Raw genomic sequence first — 16,525 nt, forward strand, 5'->3', positions numbered from 1 at the left:
ACCCGCACCACCCGTCAGGTGCCGCCGCCGCGGTAGGCGCGGAACACGTCGCGCAGCGCGGGCACCGCCGGGGAAGCCGGCTGCGACAGCGAGCGCTCGATCTCGTTGAGATGGCGGCGCATCTCCGTCGCCGCGGCGCCCGCCCCGTCTCGCTCCAGGCCCGCCAGCAGGCGCCGGTGGCTGTGCGCCACGCACATCGGCTCGCCCGGCGCCTTGTACAGCGCCATCAGCAGCGAGGTGGTCGGCAACAGCTCCTCCAGCAACCGCAGGAAGATCGGGTTGCCGCTCAGGCGCGCGAGCTCGAGGTGGAAGCGGCCTGACAGGCGGATCGCCTCCTGCTTGTTCTGCGAACGCGTCGCACGCTCCTCGGCCGCCACCAGCGCGCGCAGCTCGGCCAGTTGCGCCGCACTCAGCTTGCCGGCGAGGCGACGCACCACCTCGCACTCGACGACGCGGCGGGCGTCGAACACGTGCTCGCCGTCACGCCGCGTCGGCTCGGGCACACGGGCGCCACGGTTGGGCTGCAGCACGATGATGCTGTCCTGCGCCAGCCGGTGCAGCGCCTGGCGCACCACCGTGCGCGAGACCGCGAAGGCCTGCGCCAGCTCCTCCTCGCGCAGCCGCGTGCCGGGCGGCAGGCGCTGGTCGATCACGGCGGCATAGACCGCCTCGTAGACGCGATCGGTCGGCAGCGCCGGCGAGGCGTCCGGCGGGTCGGGGGGGACGCCGGCGACGCGGCGCTGGCTCATGCGCCGGTGCGCCGGCCGCCGCGGCGGCGCAGCGCGGCCGCACCGAGTAGCGCCAGGCCCACCACCAGCAGCGAGATGCCGGTGGTCACGGTGCCCAGGGCGTAGATCGACGGCGTGGTGACGGTGGTGGTCAGGCCCTGCAGCTCCAGCGGCAGGGTGTTGAGGTCGCCGATCGCCTGCGAGGAGCGCGCGATTTCGTCCCAGCTCAGCGTGAAGCCGAACATGCCGATGCCCACCACCGACGGCCCGATCAGCGGCAGCACCACGTGGCGGAAGGTCTGCCACGGCGTCGCGCCCTGGTCGCGCGCCGCCTCCTCGTAGGCCGGGTTGAAGCGGTTGAACACCGCGAACATGATCAGCAGGCCGAACGGCAGCGTCCAGGTCAGGTGGGCGCCGAGGCCGGAGGTGTAGAGACCCAGCGAGGTGGTGTAGCTCTCGAGCGTGGCGGTGGCGCCGACGGCCTCCAGCAGCCACTTGATGCCGCCGTCGAGCAGCCGGAACTGCAGGCCGATGCCGAGCGAGACGATGATCGACGGCATGATCAGGCTGGCCACGGTCACGTAGAACAGCGCGTCGGCACCGGCCAGGCGCTTGCGGAAGGCCAGCCCGGCGCTCAGCGCCAGCAGCACCGTCAGCACCATCACCACCGCGCCGAGCGCGAGCGAGCGGCGCAGCGCGGCGCCGATGTCGACCACGCCCAGGCCCTTCCACAGCTCGTTGTACCAGTGCAGCGACAACCCGCGCATCGGCAGCGTCAGCCCGCCCTCGGGGCCCTGGAAGCTCAGCACGAAGATCGTGATCACCGGGCCGTAGAGGAACAGCACGAACAGGCCGAACACGAGGGCCAGCGGCCAGAAGCCTCTCGAGCGGCGGTCACGGTTCATCTCAAAGTTCCTTGCGCAGATTCACCAGCCGCGTCAGCGCGACGATGATCATCAGCACCACCGCCAGCAGCACCACCGCGTTGGCGGCGGCCAGCGGAAACTGCAGGTAGGAGGTCTGGACCTGGATCACCTTGCCGACCGAGGCGATCTGCTGGCCGCCCATCACGCCGACGGTCACGAAGTCGCCCATCACGATGGTGATGACGAAGATCGAGCCGATCAGGATGCCGGTGCGCGACAGCGGCACGATCACGTTCCACAGCGTCTGCCAGCCGCTCGCGCCGCAGTCGTCGGCCGCCTCGAGCAGCGAGCGGTCGATGCGCATCATCGAGTTGAAGATCGGCACCAGCATGAACATCGTGTACAGGTGCACGAAGGCCAGCACCACCGAGAACTCCGAGAACAGCAGCCAGTCGACCGGCTTGTCGACCACCCCCAGCCCCATCAACCCCTGGTTGACCAGGCCGTTGCGGCCGAGCAGCGGCACCCACGAGATCATTCGGATGACGTTGCTGGTCCAGAACGGGATGGTGCAGATGACGAACAGCAGCGTCTGCATGCCCGGCGAACGCACGTGGAAGGCCAAGAAATAGGCGATCGTGAAGCCGATCAGCAGCGCGGCGGCCCAGGTCAGCAGCGAAAACCGCAGCGTCGACCAGTAGGTCTTCAGCGTCACGCAGGGCTCGGCCAGGTTGCTGCAGCCCTCGAAGATCGACACGTAGTTCTGGCCGGTGAAGCCGGGGATCAGCTCGTAGTCGCTGGTCGGCCAGAAGCTCACCGCCCCGATCAGCAGCAGCGGCGCGACGAAGAAGAACAGGAACACCGCGCCGAACGGCAGCGCCTGCAGCCAGGCGGGCGGGCCGGCCGTCAACGCCGTGCTCTTCACGCCCCGTCCCCTCGGCGAGCGCAGCGACGCCGGCCTTCGAGCGGCCGCCGCGGATCCGGCTCCGCCGGTCCGCCAGCGGCGCCCCAAAGGCACTGAAAGGGCCTCTTCGTGGCCCCTGGGGGAGCGGCGTCAGCCGCAACGGGGGGGAGCGTCATCACGCCGCGACAAACTCGTTCCACTTCTGGACCATGTAGGTGTTCTCGTCCATCAGCGCGTTCCAGCACGCGATGCCCCCCATGCGCTGCTCGTAGGAGCCGCCGTCGCGCTTGCTGCCGGCCTTGGCCAGCAGATCGCCGTTGGGCGACTTGATGTCCTTCTCGGCCGCCTTGCCTTCCATCCAGTAGGCCCACTCGTAGGCTTCCATCTTGGCCTTGGCGGTCTCCAGCACGGCGCTGTAGTAGCCCTGGCGGTTCAGGTAGGCGCCGGCCCAGCCATCGAGGAACCAGTTGATGAACTCGTAGGTGGCGTCGAGCTTCTTGCCGCTCGAAGTGGCCGGTACGCCGAAGCCGGCCGCCCAGGCGCGGTAGCCCTCCTTCAGCGGCTGGAACACGCAGTCGATGCCCTTGGTGCGCACCGCGGTGACGGCCGGCGACCACATCGACTGGATCACCACCTCGCCGGAGGCCATCAGGTTGACGCTCTCGTTGAAGTCCTTCCACAGCGAGCGGAACTGGCCGGCCTTCTTCGCCTCGATCAGGGTCTTGATCGTGAGGTCGATTTCCTTCCGGGTCATGTTGCCCTTGTCGGGGTACTTGTAGAGCCCCTTGGCCTCCACGACCATCGCCGCGTCCATGATGCCGATCGACGGGATGTTGAGGATCGCGGCCTTGCCCTTGAACTCCGGGTTCAGCAACTCGGCCCAGCTGTCGATCGGGCGCTTGATCAGGTCGGGCCGGATGCCCAGCGTGTCGGCGTTGTAGACCGTGGGGATCAGGCTCATGAACTGGGTCGGCGCCTTGGCGAACACCTTGCTCTTCTCACCCTCCAGGTAGATCACCTTCTTCGGCGCCGTTCCCTGGTCGCCGACCGCCTTGCCGCCCACCACGCCGGTGGTGAACAGCGTGGTGATCTTGTCGGCGTTCTTGATGCGCTTGGTGTCGATGCCCTTGAGGTTGCCGGTCGGCACGATCTTCTTCAGCGAGAAGTACTCGGTGTCGATCAGGTCGAAGCTGTTCGGCGACGTCACCGCGCGCTTGGTCACCTCGTCGGTGTTGACGGCGATGTACTGGATGGCGATGCCGGTGTCGGCCTTGAACTTCTCGGCGATGGCCTTGTCCTGGTTCACCGCGGTGCCCAGGTAGCGCAGCGTGATCTTCTCCTGCGCGTGGATGGCGGGGAAGATGCCGGTGGCGAGGATGCCGGCGGTGCCCTGGAGCAGTTGGCGGCGACGGATTTCGGACATGGTGGTGTTCTCCTGGGAGGGAAAGAGGGCCGGCTCAGGCGGCCAGCGGATGCATGTCGGCGGCGTCCCAGTGGGCGCAGGCGCTGTCACCGGGCTGCCAGGGCTGGGCCTCGAAGGCAGCCTCGGGCAGCACGACGTTGAACTCGTCGACCGCCGCGCTGTGCAGCGTCAGCAGTACGTAGGTGCCCTGGTACTCGGTGGCGCGCACGGTGGCCGGCAGCACGGTGTCGCCGGCCGGCAGCGGGTCGCGGCTCAGGCGCGTCTTGTCGGCGCGCACCGCCACCAGGCCGCGCGACGAGGGAATGACGTTGTGCCCGCCCATGAAGCGCGCCACGAACTCGCTGCGCGGCGCGTTGAACACGCTGTGCGGCGAGCCGTCCTGCTCGATGCGGCCCTGGCTCATCACCACCACCTGGTCGGCCAGCGCCATCGCCTCCTCCTGCGAGTGCGTGACGTGGATGAAGGTCATGCCCAGCGAGGTCTGCCAGCCCTTGAGCTCGGCGCGCATCTTGATGCGCAGGAAGGGATCGAGCGCCGACAGCGGCTCGTCGAGCAGCAGCACCTTGGGTTCGGTGATCAGCGCGCGCGCCAGCGCCACGCGCTGCTGCTGGCCGCCCGACAGCTCGGCCGGCTTGCGGTGCGCCAGGTGGCCGAGCGACACGCGCTCCAGCAGGTCAGCCGCCTTCTTCTGCCGCGCGGCCTTGTCGACGCCGCGCATCTTCAGGCTGAAGGCCACGTTGTCGAGCGCGCTCAGGTGCGGGAACAGCGCGTAGCTCTGGAACATCATCGCGGTGCCGCGCTCGGACGCCGGCAGGTTGGTGATGTTGCGGCCGCCGAGCACGATGTCGCCCTCGCTCGCCAGCTCGTGCCCGGCGATCATGCGCAGCGTGGAGGTCTTGCCGCAGCCCGAGGGCCCGAGCAGACAGCAGTAGCTGCCGGCGGCGATCTTGAGGTCGATCCCGGCGACGGCGACCGCGTCGCCGTAGCGCTTGACCAGGTGAACGAGTTCCAGGTCGGTGCGTGGGTTCATGGTGCAGCCGGTACGCAAAGCATGTGCCAGGCGACGCGGCCGGCCCGCCGCTGCGGCCCTGCCGGCCGCGACGCCCGGGTGCGGTCCTTGCACGCGCCTCGCAAGGTGCGGCGGGCGCCCTCTCGACCGACCTCAGGCGCGCACCATCGCTGGTCCCCCCGCGCGTTTTGTATGCAAAACGCACTGATCCTGTTCACGAGATGAATCCCATGAAGCTGCTGCTCATCAACCCCAACAGCTCCGCCGGCATGACCGCAGGCATCGCCGACGCGGCGCGCGCGGTCGCCGCCGCCGGCACCGAAGTGATCGCCACCCAGCCCGGCTTCGGGCCGGCGTCGATCGAGGGCCACTACGACGAGGTGTTCGCCGCCGCCGGCGTGGCCGAACAGGTGCGGCAGGCCGCGCCGCTGGCGCCCGACGCGGTGTTGATCGCCTGCTTCGGCGACCCCGGCCTCGACGCGGCCCGCGAGGCGACCGACGCACCGGTGCTGGGCACCGCCGAGGCGGCCTTCCACGTCGCCTCGATGCTGGCCACCGGCTTCTCGGTCGTCACGACGATGACGCGCACCTGCGTGATCGCCGAGCACCTGGTGCTGAAGTACGGCTTCGAGCGACGCTGCCGCGGCATCCACGGCACCGACATCCCGGTGCTCGCGCTCGAGGAAGCCGGTGACACGCTGCTGGCGCAGATCGAGGCGAGCGCGCGCACCGCGCTGGCGCAGGACCACAGCGGCGCCATCGTGCTGGGCTGCGCCGGCATGGCCGGTCTGTGCGGCACGCTGCAGCAGCGCCTGGGCGTGCCGGTGATCGACGGCGTGGCCGCGGCCGTCAAGCTGGCCGAGGCGCTGGTCGGCCTGGGGCTGCGCACCAGCAAGCACGGCGACTACGCGACGCCGCTGCCCAAGCTCTACCGGGGCTGGGCCGGCCCGCTGGGCTGGTAGCCCGACGCCCGCCCGCGCGTCAGTCGAACGCCGGCACCATCTCGTGGCGCAGCGCGCCGCGGGCCGTGTCGAGATCGGGGATGACCGAGCGCACCACGTCCCAGAAGCGCGGGCTGTGGTTCATCTCTCGCAGGTGGGCGAGTTCGTGCGCCACCACGTAGTCGATGGTGGGCAGCGCGAAATGGATGAGGCGCCAGTTCAGGCGCACCGAACCGTCGGCGCTGGCGCTGCCCCAGCGCGTCTGGGCGGAGCTCAGCGCCAGCCGGCGCACCTGCACGTTCAGGCGCGGCGCGAAGTGGGTGCAGCGTTCCTCGAACAGGCGTTTCGCCTGGCGCTGAAGCCAGGCCTGCACCACGTCGCGGATCTGCTCGGGCGCGGCGCTGTGCGGCAGGCCGATGTGCAGCGTGAGCCGCGGCACGCCGGGCAGCGCCGCCGCGTCGCTGTTGAGCACAGCGCCGGTGGCGCGCGGGTCGAGCACGAGGATCAGCGTCTCGCCGAGGAAGGGCAGGCTGGCGCCGTCGCGCCACTCGATGCGCGAGGCGGCGTGCTTCTGCGCGCGCTCGTGCTGCTCGACCAGCTTGGCCTGGATCCAGGCCGCCTTCTCGCGCAACGCGGCGTCGATCTCGCTGCGGCCGACCCAGCGCGGCGCGCGCACGCTCAGCCCCTCGGCCGAGACCACCATGCCGATCGAGCGGCGCCGCGCGCGCTGGAATTCATAGGCAATGACGGCGCGACCGAGGTCGATCTCGCGCGACGCGCGCGGGTGGCGGAACAAGGCTGGGCTCAGCGCGGCGCCCTGCGGCCGGGACGGCGCCGGCGGCGCGGCCGGCACGCTGAGGCGGGGCGCCGGCTCCGGCACCGCCAACGCGGCGGCCTGCGGTGCGGCGGCCGCGGATACCGCTGGCTCGTCCGGCGCGAACAGCGGCAGGTCGAGCTGGCGAAAGGGGGCGTTGGGGTCGGCCACGGCGGCCCGGCGCGTCATGGGGGGCGAGTATAGAAGCCGGTCATGACGCCGTGGCGCCGGTCGGGACTCAGTGCGCCGCGGCGACGGCCGGGTAGGCCTCGGGGTCGATGCGGCGCATCTCGGCCTCGATCCAGGCCTCCACCTCGCGCATCAGCTCGTCGGGCTGGCGGCCGGTGGAGGGGATGGGGTGGCCGATCACGACGTCGATCACGCCGGGCCGCAGCACGAAGCTCTTGCGCGGCCAGCACTTCGCCGAGCTCACCGCGATCGGCACCACCGGCGTGCGGGTGGTCACCGCGAGCCGCGTGCCGCCGCTCTTGTAGACGCCCTGGTCGCCGCGCGGCGTGCGCGTGCCTTCGGGGAACATGATGACCCAGTTGCCCTTGGCCATGTACTCGCGACCCTGCTCGGCCACGCGGTTCCAGGCCTCGGTGCGCTTGCTGCGGTCGATGTGGATCATGTCGAGCCGCCCGATCGCCCAGCCGAAGAAGGGGATGTAGAGCAGCTCGCGCTTGAACACGTAGCACAGCGGGTGCGACATCAGCGTGGGAAAGGCAAAGGTCTCCCAGGTGCTCTGGTGCTTGGGCAGCAGGATCACCGGCGAGAGCCGGTCGGCCGGCAGCCGCTCCATGCCCTGTACGCGGTAGCGCACGCCGCAGATCACCCGCGCACCCCAGATCGACAGCCGCAGCCAGCTGATGCAGACCCAGTACACCGGATCGCCGCGCACGAAGATCGACAGCAGCAGCGCCACGATGGCGATCGGCACCACCGTGACGGCCATCCACGCGATGAAGACTGCCGAGCGCAGCACCGCCAGCAGGCGGCTCATGCCCCCAGCGCTCCGGCGTTGCTGTCGGGCACCTCGACGGTGCCGCGCGCGATGGCCCGCTCGTGGCGCTCGCGCTGCACGATGAACTCCGCCGCGGTTGCCAGGTCGGCATGCACCACGGTGCCGGGCACCTGGCGCACGAGGTCGGCGATCTGCGCGTCGGTGAGGCCCGCGCACTTGCCGGTGCGCACCAAGTGGGTCTCGCAGCCGACCGCCTGGGCCGCCTGCAGGTCGCGCAGGCTGTCGCCGATGGCGGGCACCTTGGTCAGATCGGCGCCGTAGCGGTCGGCGATCTGAGTGAACAGGCCGGGCAGCGGCTTGCGGCAGGCGCAGGCCTCGTCGGGCGCGTGCGGGCAGAAGAACACCGCGTCGACGCGGCCGCCCACCTGCGCCAGCCCGAGGTTCATCTTGGCGTGCATCGCGTTGAGCGCCGACATGTCGAACAGCCCGCGGCCCAGGCCTGACTGGTTGGTGGCGATCACCACGTGCCAGCCGGCATGGTTGAGCCGCGCGATGCCTTCCAGTGCGCCCGGCAGGGCGTGCCACTCCTCGGCCGACTTGACGTACTCGTCGCTGTCGGCGTTGACGGTGCCGTCGCGATCGAGGATGACGAGCTTGGGAGGCTGCATGTCAGCTCGCCAGCTTCGAGAGATCGGCCACGCGGTTCATCGCGGCATGCAGAGTGGCCAGCAGGCCGAGCCGGTTGGCGCGCAGCGCCGGGTCGTCCGCGTTGACCATCACGCCGTCGAAGAAGGCATCGACCGGCGCCTTCAGTGCGGCGAGCGACTGCAGCGAGGCCGCGTGGTCGCCGCGCGCGAAGGCGGCATCGGCCGCAGGTTTCACCGCCGCCAGCGCCTGTGCCAGCGCGGCCTCGGCCGGCTCCTTCAGCAACGCCGCGTCGACCTTCGGCTCGACCGCGCCGTCCACCTTCTTCAGGATGTTGCCGACCCGCTTGTTCGCCGCGGCGAGCGCGGGCGCCTCGGGCAGGGCCGCGAAGGCCCGCACCGCCGCCAGGCGCTGCGCCACCTCGCCCAGCCGCTGCGGGCGCAGCGAGAGCACGGCGTCGACCTCCTGCGCGCGGTAGCCCTGCTCGCGCAGGCTGCCGGCGAGGCGGTCGAAGATGAACTCGGCCAGCGCCGACGACGGGTCGGCGATCAGCGCGCCGAACGCTGGCAAGGCCGTCTTCAGCAGCGCATCGACCTCGAGCGGCAAGGCCTTCTCGGTCAGCATCCGGATCACGCCCAGCGCATGCCGCCGCAGCGCGAACGGGTCCTTGTCGCCGGTCGGCAGCTGGCCGATGCCGAACAGGCCGACCAGCGTCTCCAGCTTGTCGGCCAGCGCGACCACGGTGCCGACCTCGTTGCGCGGCAGTTCGTCGCCGGCGAAGCGCGGGCGGTAGTGGTCCTCGATCGCGAACGCGATGTCGTCACCCAGGCCGTCGTGCTGCGCGTAGTAGCGGCCCATGGTGCCCTGCAGTTCGGGGAACTCGCCCACCATGTCGGTCAGCAGGTCGGCCTTGGCGAGCCGTGCGGCCTGGTCGGCCTTGGCCGCCAGTGCCTCGCCGCCGAGCTGGCTGCCGATCGCCCGCGCGATGGCCCGCACGCGCTCGACGCGTTCGCCCTGAGTACCGAGCTTGCCGTGGTAGACGACCCTGTCCAGACCGGACACGCGATCCTCGAGCGTCTTCCTGCGGTCCTGATCGAAGAAGAACTTCGCGTCCGCCAGCCGCGGCCTCACCACCCGCTCGTTGCCACCGACCACCGCGCTGGGGTCCTCCGGGCTGATGTTGCTGACGATCAGGAACTTGTGCGTGAGCCGGCCCGTCGCGTCGAGCAGCGGAAAGTACTTCTGGTTGGCCTTCATCGTGAGGATCAGGCACTCCTGCGGCACCGCCAGGAAGCTCTCCTCGAACTGCCCGAGCAGCACGTTGGGCCGCTCCACCAGCGCGGTCACCTCGTCCAGCAGCGCCGGGTCGTCGATCGGCACCAGGCCTTCCTTCGAGGCCGCGGCCTGCAGCTGGCGCGCGATCTCGCCGTGGCGCGCCGCGAAGCTGGCGATCACCGCGCCCTGGTCCTGCAACTGCTGCGCGTAGTGGTCGGCGTGCTGCAGCACCACCGGGTCCATCTGCGCCTCGAAGCGGTGGCCGTGCGTCTCACGGCGCGACTCGAGCCCGAGCGCGGCCACCGACACCAGGTCGGCGCCGTGCAGCGCCACCAGGCCGTGGGCCGGGCGCACGAACTGCACGCTGGCCCAGCCCGGCAGCTCGCCGGTCTCGAGCTGGTAGCTCATCAGCTTGGGGATCGGCAGCTTCGCCAGCGCTTCGAGCAGCGCCTTCTGCAGTCCGGCGGCCAGCATCGCGCCGGGCACCAGGCTGTCGAAGAACAGCGCCTCGGCCTTGCCGTCGGGGCGACACTCGAGCCGCGGCAGCGCCGAGGCGTCGGCGCCCAGCGCGGCGAGCTTCTTCAGCAGCGCCGGCGTGGGCTGGCCGTCGGCCGTCAGGCCCACGCTCACCGGCATCAGCTTCTGCGACACCGCCTTGTCGGGCGCGGCCGGCAGCACCGCACTGATGTGTGCCGCCAGCCGCCGCGGCGAGGCGAAGGGAGTGGTGGCCGAGTGCTCGGTGGCCAGGCCCTGGGCCTTCAGGCTCTCGGCCAGCGTCTGGGCGAAGGATTCGCCGAGCTTCTTCAGCGCCTTCGGCGGCAGTTCCTCGACAAACAGCTCGACGAGCAGGTTCTTGGTGTCGCTCATGCCCGGGCCGCCTCTTCCGCGTTCGCGACCTTGGCGGGCTTGCGGGCGGCTTCGCCCGCCTTCTCGATCTCGGCCACCCACTCGCGCGGCGCCATCGGGTAGCCCAGCCGGGCGCGGCTGTCGACGTAGCTCTGCGCGACCGCGCGCGCCAGGTTGCGGATGCGGCCGATGTAGGCGGCCCGCTCGGTCACGCTGATCGCACCGCGCGCGTCGAGCAGGTTGAAGGTGTGCGCGGCCTTCAGCACCTGCTCGTAGGCAGGCAGCGCGAGCTGCTGCGTCATCAGCTGCTGCGCGTTGCCCTCGTGGGCGCCGAACGCCGTGAGCAGGAAGTCGACGTTGCTGTGCTCGAAGTTGTAGGCGCTCTGCTCCTGCTCGTTCTGCAGGTAGACGTCGCCGTAGCTGAGCCCTTCGGTCCACTGCAGCTTGTAGACGTTGTCCACGCCCTGCAGGTACATCGCCAGGCGCTCCAGGCCGTAGGTGATCTCGCCGGTGATCGGCCGGCAGTCGATGCCGCCGACCTGCTGGAAGTAGGTGAACTGCGTGACTTCCATGCCGTTGAGCCAGACCTCCCAGCCCAGGCCCCAGGCGCCGAGCGTGGGGTTCTCCCAGTCGTCCTCGACGAACCGGATGTCGTTGGCCTTGAGGTCGAAGCCCAGCGCCTCGAGCGAGCCGAGGTAGAGCTCCAGGATGTTGCTCGGCGCCGGCTTGAGCACCACCTGGTACTGGTAGTAGTGCTGCAGGCGGTTGGGGTTCTCGCCGTAGCGGCCGTCCTTGGGCCGCCGGCTCGGCTGCACATAGGCGGCCTTCCAGGGCTCGGGGCCGAGCGCGCGCAGGAAGGTGGCGGTGTGGCTGGTGCCGGCGCCGACCTCCATGTCATAGGGCTGCAGCAGGGCGCAGCCCTGGTCGGCCCAGTACTGCTGCAGGCGCAGGATGATTTGCTGGAAGCTCAGCATCGTGTGATGTCGTGGAGAGGGCGGGCCGCGGCAACGGAGCGCCGCGGCGGAGCCAGGATTCTAGGTGGCCGCTTCGCGCACCGAGGACGGCCGGCGCGCGGCGCGGCGCTACCGGTTGCACGGCCGGTCCGCAGTCCGTGCGATCAACGCCGCGCCCGCTCCGCCAGCCGCATCTTCAGCCCGACCGGGAACATCGTGAAGGCCATGCGCTCGCCCGGCGCCCCGCCGCCTTCCGGGCCGACTTCGAGCAGTTCGAAGTTGCGCGCCAGCATGCCCAGCACCATCTTCATCTCCAGCAGCGCGAGGTAGCGGCCGGGGCACAGGCGGGGGCCGGCGCCGAACGGCATCGAGGCCTTCTGCACGGCCCGGTCTGCGCCGTCTTGCCAGCGGCCCGGCCGGAAGTCCGCCACGTCCTCGGCCAGCCGGGCATCGAGCGCCGCGCGCCGCATCAGACAGAACACCACGGCGCCGGGTGGCAGGCGGAAGCCGGCCAGTGCCGTCTCGCGGTTGGCCTCCATGAACAGCAAGGGCGCCACCGGCTTCAGGCGCATCGCCTCGCCGACGCTGGCCTCGATCGAGGCCAGGCCCCGGGCCGCGTCGAAGCTCGGCGGCAACCGTGCATCGCCGAGTGCAGCGTCCACCTCGGCGACGAGTGCCTGCCAATCGTCCGGATGTTCGTGCAGCAGCCAGATCGCCCAGCCCAGCGTGTTGGCCGTGGTGTCTTCACCGGCCAGCAGCACGGTCAGCACGTTGCCGGCCACCTCTTCCTCGGTCAAGGCGCTGCCGTCGGCGTCGCGCGCGGCCAGCATCGCCTCCAGCAGGTCGGTCGGCCGCTCGCGGCGGGTCGGCTCGTCCTGCAGGCGCTGCCTTGCGGCCTGCACGAAGCCACGCACCGCCTCGTGCACGCGCCGCAGGTGGCGGTCGTACTCGCGGTCGATCGGCAGCCTCAGGTAATGCCAGTAGGGGAAGGGCAGGTTGACGCGGCGAAACAGCATCGGGAACAACTTGTCCAGGTGCTCCTGCAGCGGATGCGGAGCGTCGATCGTGTTCAGGTCGACGCCGAAGGCCAGGCCGGTCGTGACGTCCACCGTGTAGCGCATCAGCGAGGCCTGCAGGTCGATGGCCTCGCCTCGCCGCGCCGCCTCGCGCCACGAGGCCATCAGCCGCTCGGTCACCCGCTGCAGCGATGGGTAGAAGCGCTTCAGGTGACCGGGGTCGAAGGCGCTCATCACGAGCCGGCGCTGGCGCCGCCAGTCGTCGCCCTCGGCGGAGAACACGCCGTGACCGCCGGCCTCGCGGATCACCGCCTCGATCGGCCGCATGCGCCGCCAGGTGTCGGGCCGGTCGCGCAGCAGAGCGGCGATCGTCTCCGCATCGGAGATCACCAGCACCTCGCGCCGGCCGAGGCGCAGGCGGTAGGTCGGGCCGTGGCGGTCGGCCCAGTCCTCGAACTGCCGGTGCAGTCGCGGCAGGTCGAACTGCAGCAGGTTGCCGATCAGCGGCCAGCCCCGCGGCCCCGGCAGCGCAGCCACCGACCTCAGCGGTGCCGCGTCGGCAGCGCGGGCCCTCGCAACGGCGGCGTCATCGGCTTCGTTCGGCTCGCGCATCGTCTCCTCGCGGTCATCGGACCGGAGGAGTGTGCGCGAATCCGACTTGAGCGCCGCGCCTCAGAAGGGCACCATGGCCTGCAGACGCAGCGTGGCGCGGGGCGCCGCCCCACCGGTGCCGAACAGCAGGCCGGCCTCCACTTGCGGGTCCTCGTCGTCGTCGCCGAGCTGGGCGAACACCGCCGGGCCGAGGATGTGCGATTGCTGCGATCGCGGCGCCCAGTGGTCCCAGCGCCCCAGGTGCCCGAAGCCCTGGGCGCCCCAGTCCAGCGCCGAGTCGCTGTGTACGCGCACCTGCCACTGGTAGCCGAACTCGGTGGGCGTGTGCCCGTCGTCGGCATGCAGGCGGCGCTCGAACAGCAGGTTCAGGTTGCACTGCACCGCGCCCCAGCTCGCCTGCAGCAGCGGCCCGTAGCGCAGTTCATAGCCCTCGGAGGATTCGCGTTCTCGCTCGACCTCGATCAGCAGGCCGATCTCGTAGGGCTGCTCGCCGGTGTCGGTGAACTGGAAGCGGTTCTCCCATTCGAGCGAATGCACGCGGGTCGATTCGCCGAGTTCCCGCCCGAAGTTGACGGTGGCCTCGCTCGACCACCATGGCGTGAAGCCGTACTCGACACCGAGCTTGCCGCCCCAGAAACTGCGCCCGTTGCGATCCTGGGCAATGCCGGCCTTGCTGTCGATCTCGCGTTCGCCGTGTTCGACGACCGGGCTGAAGATGTAGTCGGCCGGGTCGGCATGGGCGGCCGAGCTCACGAACGCAGAGATCAGCAACGCAGAAAACTTCAAGCGCAAGGTCATGGGAATTTCTCCTGACTTTGCACTGTAGTCGCGCTCCGGGGCGCCATGCACCGCCGCAGTGCGCCGTTCAGCTGCGGTTCAGACCCGATTCAGATTCGGGCCGGATCGCCCCCGCGAGTGCGGCGGCCACGCCACACCGCCGGAGCCACGATCGCCAGCGCCAGGACCAACGGCGGCCACAGCCCGTAGCGCCCGGCCCACCACGCGAACGGCGTGAGCCCGCTGCGCCCCTGCACCGTGCCCTCGAGCACGCCGCGGGTGTGCGGCGCCAGCCAGCGGGTGACCTTGCCGCGGTGGTCGATGATGACGGTCGCGCCGGTGTTGGTGGCGCGGATCATCGGCCGCTGCAGTTCGAGCGCGCGCAGACGCGAGATCTGCAGGTGCTGGTCGATCGCGACCGACTCGCCGAACCAGGCGATGTTGCTGACGTTGGCCAGCACCGTGGGCGCGTCGCCGCCGGGGCCGAAGCGGGCCGCGAGCTCCTCGCCGAACAGGTCTTCGTAGCAGATGTTGGGCGCCACCCGCTCTCCCTGGACCACGAACGAAGGTGCTACCAGCGGCCCGCGGTTGAAGTCACCGAGCGGCATGTTCATCAGGTCGACGAACCAGCGGAAGCCAGGCGGGATGAACTCGCCGAACGGCACGAGGTGGTGCTTGTCGTAGCGGTAGGCGCCGCCGGGCCCGGCGGCCGCCTCGCGCGACAGGCCGGCGACCGAGTTGGTGTAGCCGGCCTGCGGGTCGCCGAGCGGCAGGCCGACCAGCGCAGCACGTTCGCCGTCGGCGAAGGCGGCGCGCAGCCCGTCCCACAGCCCCTCCGGCAGTTGCGAGGGCAGCAGCGGGATGGCGGTTTCCGGCGCGACGACGAGGTCGGCGCGCGCCTCGACCATCGTTCGCAGCGTCCACACCAGGTCCTCGGGCTGGCGCTCCGGCGCGAACTTCTCGTCCTGCGCCACGTTGCCCTGAAGCAGCGCGACCGACAGCGTGCCGGTGGGCTCGGTGTGCTGCTGCGGCAGCGCCGTCGGCAGCCACCACAGGGCCAGGGCTGCGCCGGCGAGCGCCCAACGGCTCGGCACCGCGACGGCGAGCGCCGCTGCGGCCAGCGCGGCGAGACCCGCCGACACCGCGCCGATGCCGTAGACGCCGAGCCAGGGCGCCAGTCCGGCCAGCGTGCTGTCGCTGTGCGCATAGCCGGCCGCAACCCAGGGAAAGCCGGTGAAGACGACCCCGCGCGCCAATTCGGCCAGCAGCCACAGTGCGGCGAACAGCAGCGCACCACCCCACGGACTGACGGGCCGCCAACGATGCCACGCGGCCATCGCCGCGGCGAGGTAGAGCGACAAAAGGGCGCACAACAGGGCGATCGCCACCACCGCCAGCCAGGCCGGCAGACCGCCGTAGCGGTGCAGGCTGATGAACAACCACCAGGTGCCGCCGGCCAGCCAGGCGATCGAGAAGCTGCCGCCCAGCACCGCCGAGCGCGCTGGCGTGCGGGCCAGGCCGACGCGCCACGCCAGCCAGGTCACGGCCGCCAGCTGCAGCCAGCCGGCATCACGCGGCGCGAACGCGAAGGCGTGCAGGCCACCCGCCACGGCCATCAGCAGCAGTTCGGCCCCCAGCGGCCACGGCGCCCCGGGCCGACCTGTGGCGGGCGGGGCGGGCAGCGGGGTCAAGCCTCGGGCGGCGACGCTGGCGGCGGGCCGTCCGCGCGGGTCACCTTGAACCAGCGAACGGCACCCCCGCGCGCCAGCATCACGGCGAAGCGCAGCCCGCCGACGTCGACCGTCTCGCCGCGGCGCATGACGCGGCCGAGCTCGTGCGCCACCAGGCCCCCGATGGTGTCGAAGTCGTCCTCCGGCAGCGTGGTGTCGAACACGGCGTTGACCTCGGCGATGCCGGCGTCTCCGGCAACGCGCTGACTGCCGTCGGCCAGCGTGAACACGCCGGAAGCGTGGTCCTTGTCGTCGAACTCGTCCTCGATCTCGCCGACGATCTCCTCGAGCACGTCCTCGATGGTGATCAGTCCGGCCGTCTTGCCGAACTCGTCGATCACGATGGCCAGGTGGTTGCGGTTGGAGCGGAAGTCGCGCAGCAGCTCGTTCAGGCCCTTGGTCTCGGGCACGAACACCGCCGGGCGCAGCAGTGCGCGCAGGTTCAGCTCGGGCGCCCGGTGCAGCTTGAGCAGGTCCTTGGCCATCAGGATGCCGATGACGTTGTCGCGCTCGCCGTCGTACACCGGGAAGCGCGAGTGGCCGGTGTCGATCACCACCTCCAGCAGCTCGTCGTAGGGGGCACCGATGTCCAGCAGGTCCATCCGCGGCGCCGCCACCATCACGTCGCCGGCGGTCATGTCGGCCATGCGCAGCACGCCCTCGAGCATGATGCGCGACTCCGGCTCGATCAGCTCGCGCAACTCGGCGTCGGCCAGCGTCTCGATCAGTTCGTCCTTGGAATCCGGGCCGGGCGAGAGGAACTCGACGACGCGTTCGAACAGGCTGCGTCGGTCGCCCGCCTTGTCGGCGTGGGGCGCTGCCTTGTCGCCTGCGCGGGCAGGTCGACCTGGTTGAGGCTCGGACACGGGCGGTGCCAAGAGTGGAGGAACGTCAAGAATACCCCAGCGCCATGACGGGCCCGCGCTGCAGATACCATCTCGCCCCGGTCAGGCCTGCAGCTTGCTTGACAGCCCCGGGACCTTGATCGACAGTCGCCCACCCTCATGTGTGCGAGTCTCTTC

General features: G+C 70.7%; 15 protein-coding genes. 1 reads left to right on the forward strand and 14 read right to left on the reverse strand.

Annotated elements, in window-relative coordinates; translation table 11 throughout:
* Positions 1 to 14 precede the first annotated feature (14 nt).
* The 5 genes from MPE_RS17015 to MPE_RS17035 all read right to left on the reverse strand — a co-directional run bounded on the left by MPE_RS17015 (position 15) and on the right by MPE_RS17035 (position 4,951).
* Positions 15 to 749, reverse strand: a complete 735-nt coding sequence (locus tag MPE_RS17015; protein WP_011830945.1) for a GntR family transcriptional regulator — start codon at positions 747 to 749, stop codon at positions 15 to 17.
* Positions 746 to 1,633: an ABC transporter permease gene (locus MPE_RS17020; protein WP_011830946.1), complete on the reverse strand. Its 888-nt coding sequence runs from the start codon at positions 1,631 to 1,633 to the stop codon at positions 746 to 748. The genes MPE_RS17015 and MPE_RS17020 overlap by 4 nt, the downstream gene beginning before the upstream one ends.
* A 1-nt stretch (position 1,634) precedes the next feature.
* Positions 1,635 to 2,519, reverse strand: a complete 885-nt coding sequence (locus MPE_RS17025; RefSeq protein ID WP_036235417.1) for an ABC transporter permease — start codon at positions 2,517 to 2,519, stop codon at positions 1,635 to 1,637.
* Between the two features lie 154 nt (positions 2,520 to 2,673).
* Positions 2,674 to 3,921 carry an ABC transporter substrate-binding protein gene (locus tag MPE_RS17030; RefSeq protein WP_011830948.1) on the reverse strand — a complete coding sequence of 416 codons (1,248 nt, stop codon included), beginning with the start codon at positions 3,919 to 3,921 and terminating at the stop codon, positions 2,674 to 2,676.
* 34 nt (positions 3,922 to 3,955) lie between these two features.
* Positions 3,956 to 4,951 (reverse strand): ABC transporter ATP-binding protein, encoded by a 996-nt coding sequence (locus MPE_RS17035; protein WP_011830949.1) that lies wholly within the window; start codon positions 4,949 to 4,951, stop codon positions 3,956 to 3,958.
* A 209-nt stretch (positions 4,952 to 5,160) separates the two neighbouring features.
* Between MPE_RS17035 and MPE_RS17040 the strand changes: the two genes are divergently transcribed.
* The gene (locus MPE_RS17040; protein ID WP_011830950.1) at positions 5,161 to 5,892 is read left to right on the forward strand and encodes an aspartate/glutamate racemase family protein; all 732 of its coding nucleotides are present in this window, start codon (positions 5,161 to 5,163) and stop codon (positions 5,890 to 5,892) included.
* A 19-nt stretch (positions 5,893 to 5,911) separates the two neighbouring features.
* On the opposite strand, the gene MPE_RS17045 is transcribed toward MPE_RS17040, so the two are convergent.
* The 9 genes from MPE_RS17045 to MPE_RS17085 all read right to left on the reverse strand — a co-directional run bounded on the left by MPE_RS17045 (position 5,912) and on the right by MPE_RS17085 (position 16,369).
* On the reverse strand, positions 5,912 to 6,874 hold the full coding sequence (locus MPE_RS17045) for a M48 family metallopeptidase (protein WP_011830951.1): 963 nt from the start codon (positions 6,872 to 6,874) through the stop codon (positions 5,912 to 5,914).
* Between the two features lie 49 nt (positions 6,875 to 6,923).
* Positions 6,924 to 7,688 carry a lysophospholipid acyltransferase family protein gene (locus MPE_RS17050; RefSeq protein WP_011830952.1) on the reverse strand — a complete coding sequence of 255 codons (765 nt, stop codon included), beginning with the start codon at positions 7,686 to 7,688 and terminating at the stop codon, positions 6,924 to 6,926.
* On the reverse strand, positions 7,685 to 8,317 hold the full coding sequence (gene gmhB, locus MPE_RS17055) for a D-glycero-beta-D-manno-heptose 1,7-bisphosphate 7-phosphatase (RefSeq protein WP_011830953.1): 633 nt from the start codon (positions 8,315 to 8,317) through the stop codon (positions 7,685 to 7,687). Before gmhB ends, MPE_RS17050 begins: the two co-directional genes overlap by 4 nt.
* Position 8,318: 1 nt before the next feature.
* The gene (glyS, locus tag MPE_RS17060) at positions 8,319 to 10,436 is read right to left on the reverse strand and encodes a glycine--tRNA ligase subunit beta (protein ID WP_011830954.1); all 2,118 of its coding nucleotides are present in this window, start codon (positions 10,434 to 10,436) and stop codon (positions 8,319 to 8,321) included.
* Complete coding sequence (glyQ, locus tag MPE_RS17065) at positions 10,433 to 11,389, reverse strand: glycine--tRNA ligase subunit alpha (protein WP_011830955.1); 957 nt, start codon at positions 11,387 to 11,389, stop codon at positions 10,433 to 10,435. Before glyQ ends, glyS begins: the two co-directional genes overlap by 4 nt.
* A 143-nt stretch (positions 11,390 to 11,532) precedes the next feature.
* Positions 11,533 to 12,996, reverse strand: coding sequence for a cytochrome P450 (locus MPE_RS17070; RefSeq protein ID WP_011830956.1), 1,464 nt, complete (start codon positions 12,994 to 12,996; stop codon positions 11,533 to 11,535).
* 60 nt (positions 12,997 to 13,056) lie between these two features.
* A complete protein-coding gene (locus MPE_RS17075) occupies positions 13,057 to 13,794 on the reverse strand; it encodes a hypothetical protein (protein ID WP_011830957.1) in 738 nt (245 codons plus the stop codon).
* Between the two features lie 89 nt (positions 13,795 to 13,883).
* Positions 13,884 to 15,464 carry an apolipoprotein N-acyltransferase gene (gene lnt, locus MPE_RS17080; protein ID WP_011830958.1) on the reverse strand — a complete coding sequence of 527 codons (1,581 nt, stop codon included), beginning with the start codon at positions 15,462 to 15,464 and terminating at the stop codon, positions 13,884 to 13,886.
* On the reverse strand, positions 15,461 to 16,369 hold the full coding sequence (locus MPE_RS17085) for a CorC family transporter (RefSeq protein WP_036234932.1): 909 nt from the start codon (positions 16,367 to 16,369) through the stop codon (positions 15,461 to 15,463). The genes lnt and MPE_RS17085 overlap by 4 nt, the downstream gene beginning before the upstream one ends.
* Between the last annotated feature and the right edge of the window lie 156 nt (positions 16,370 to 16,525).

Origin of the sequence: Methylibium petroleiphilum PM1, assembly GCF_000015725.1 — a bacterium.
Taxonomy (GTDB): domain Bacteria; phylum Pseudomonadota; class Gammaproteobacteria; order Burkholderiales; family Burkholderiaceae_C; genus Methylibium; species Methylibium petroleiphilum.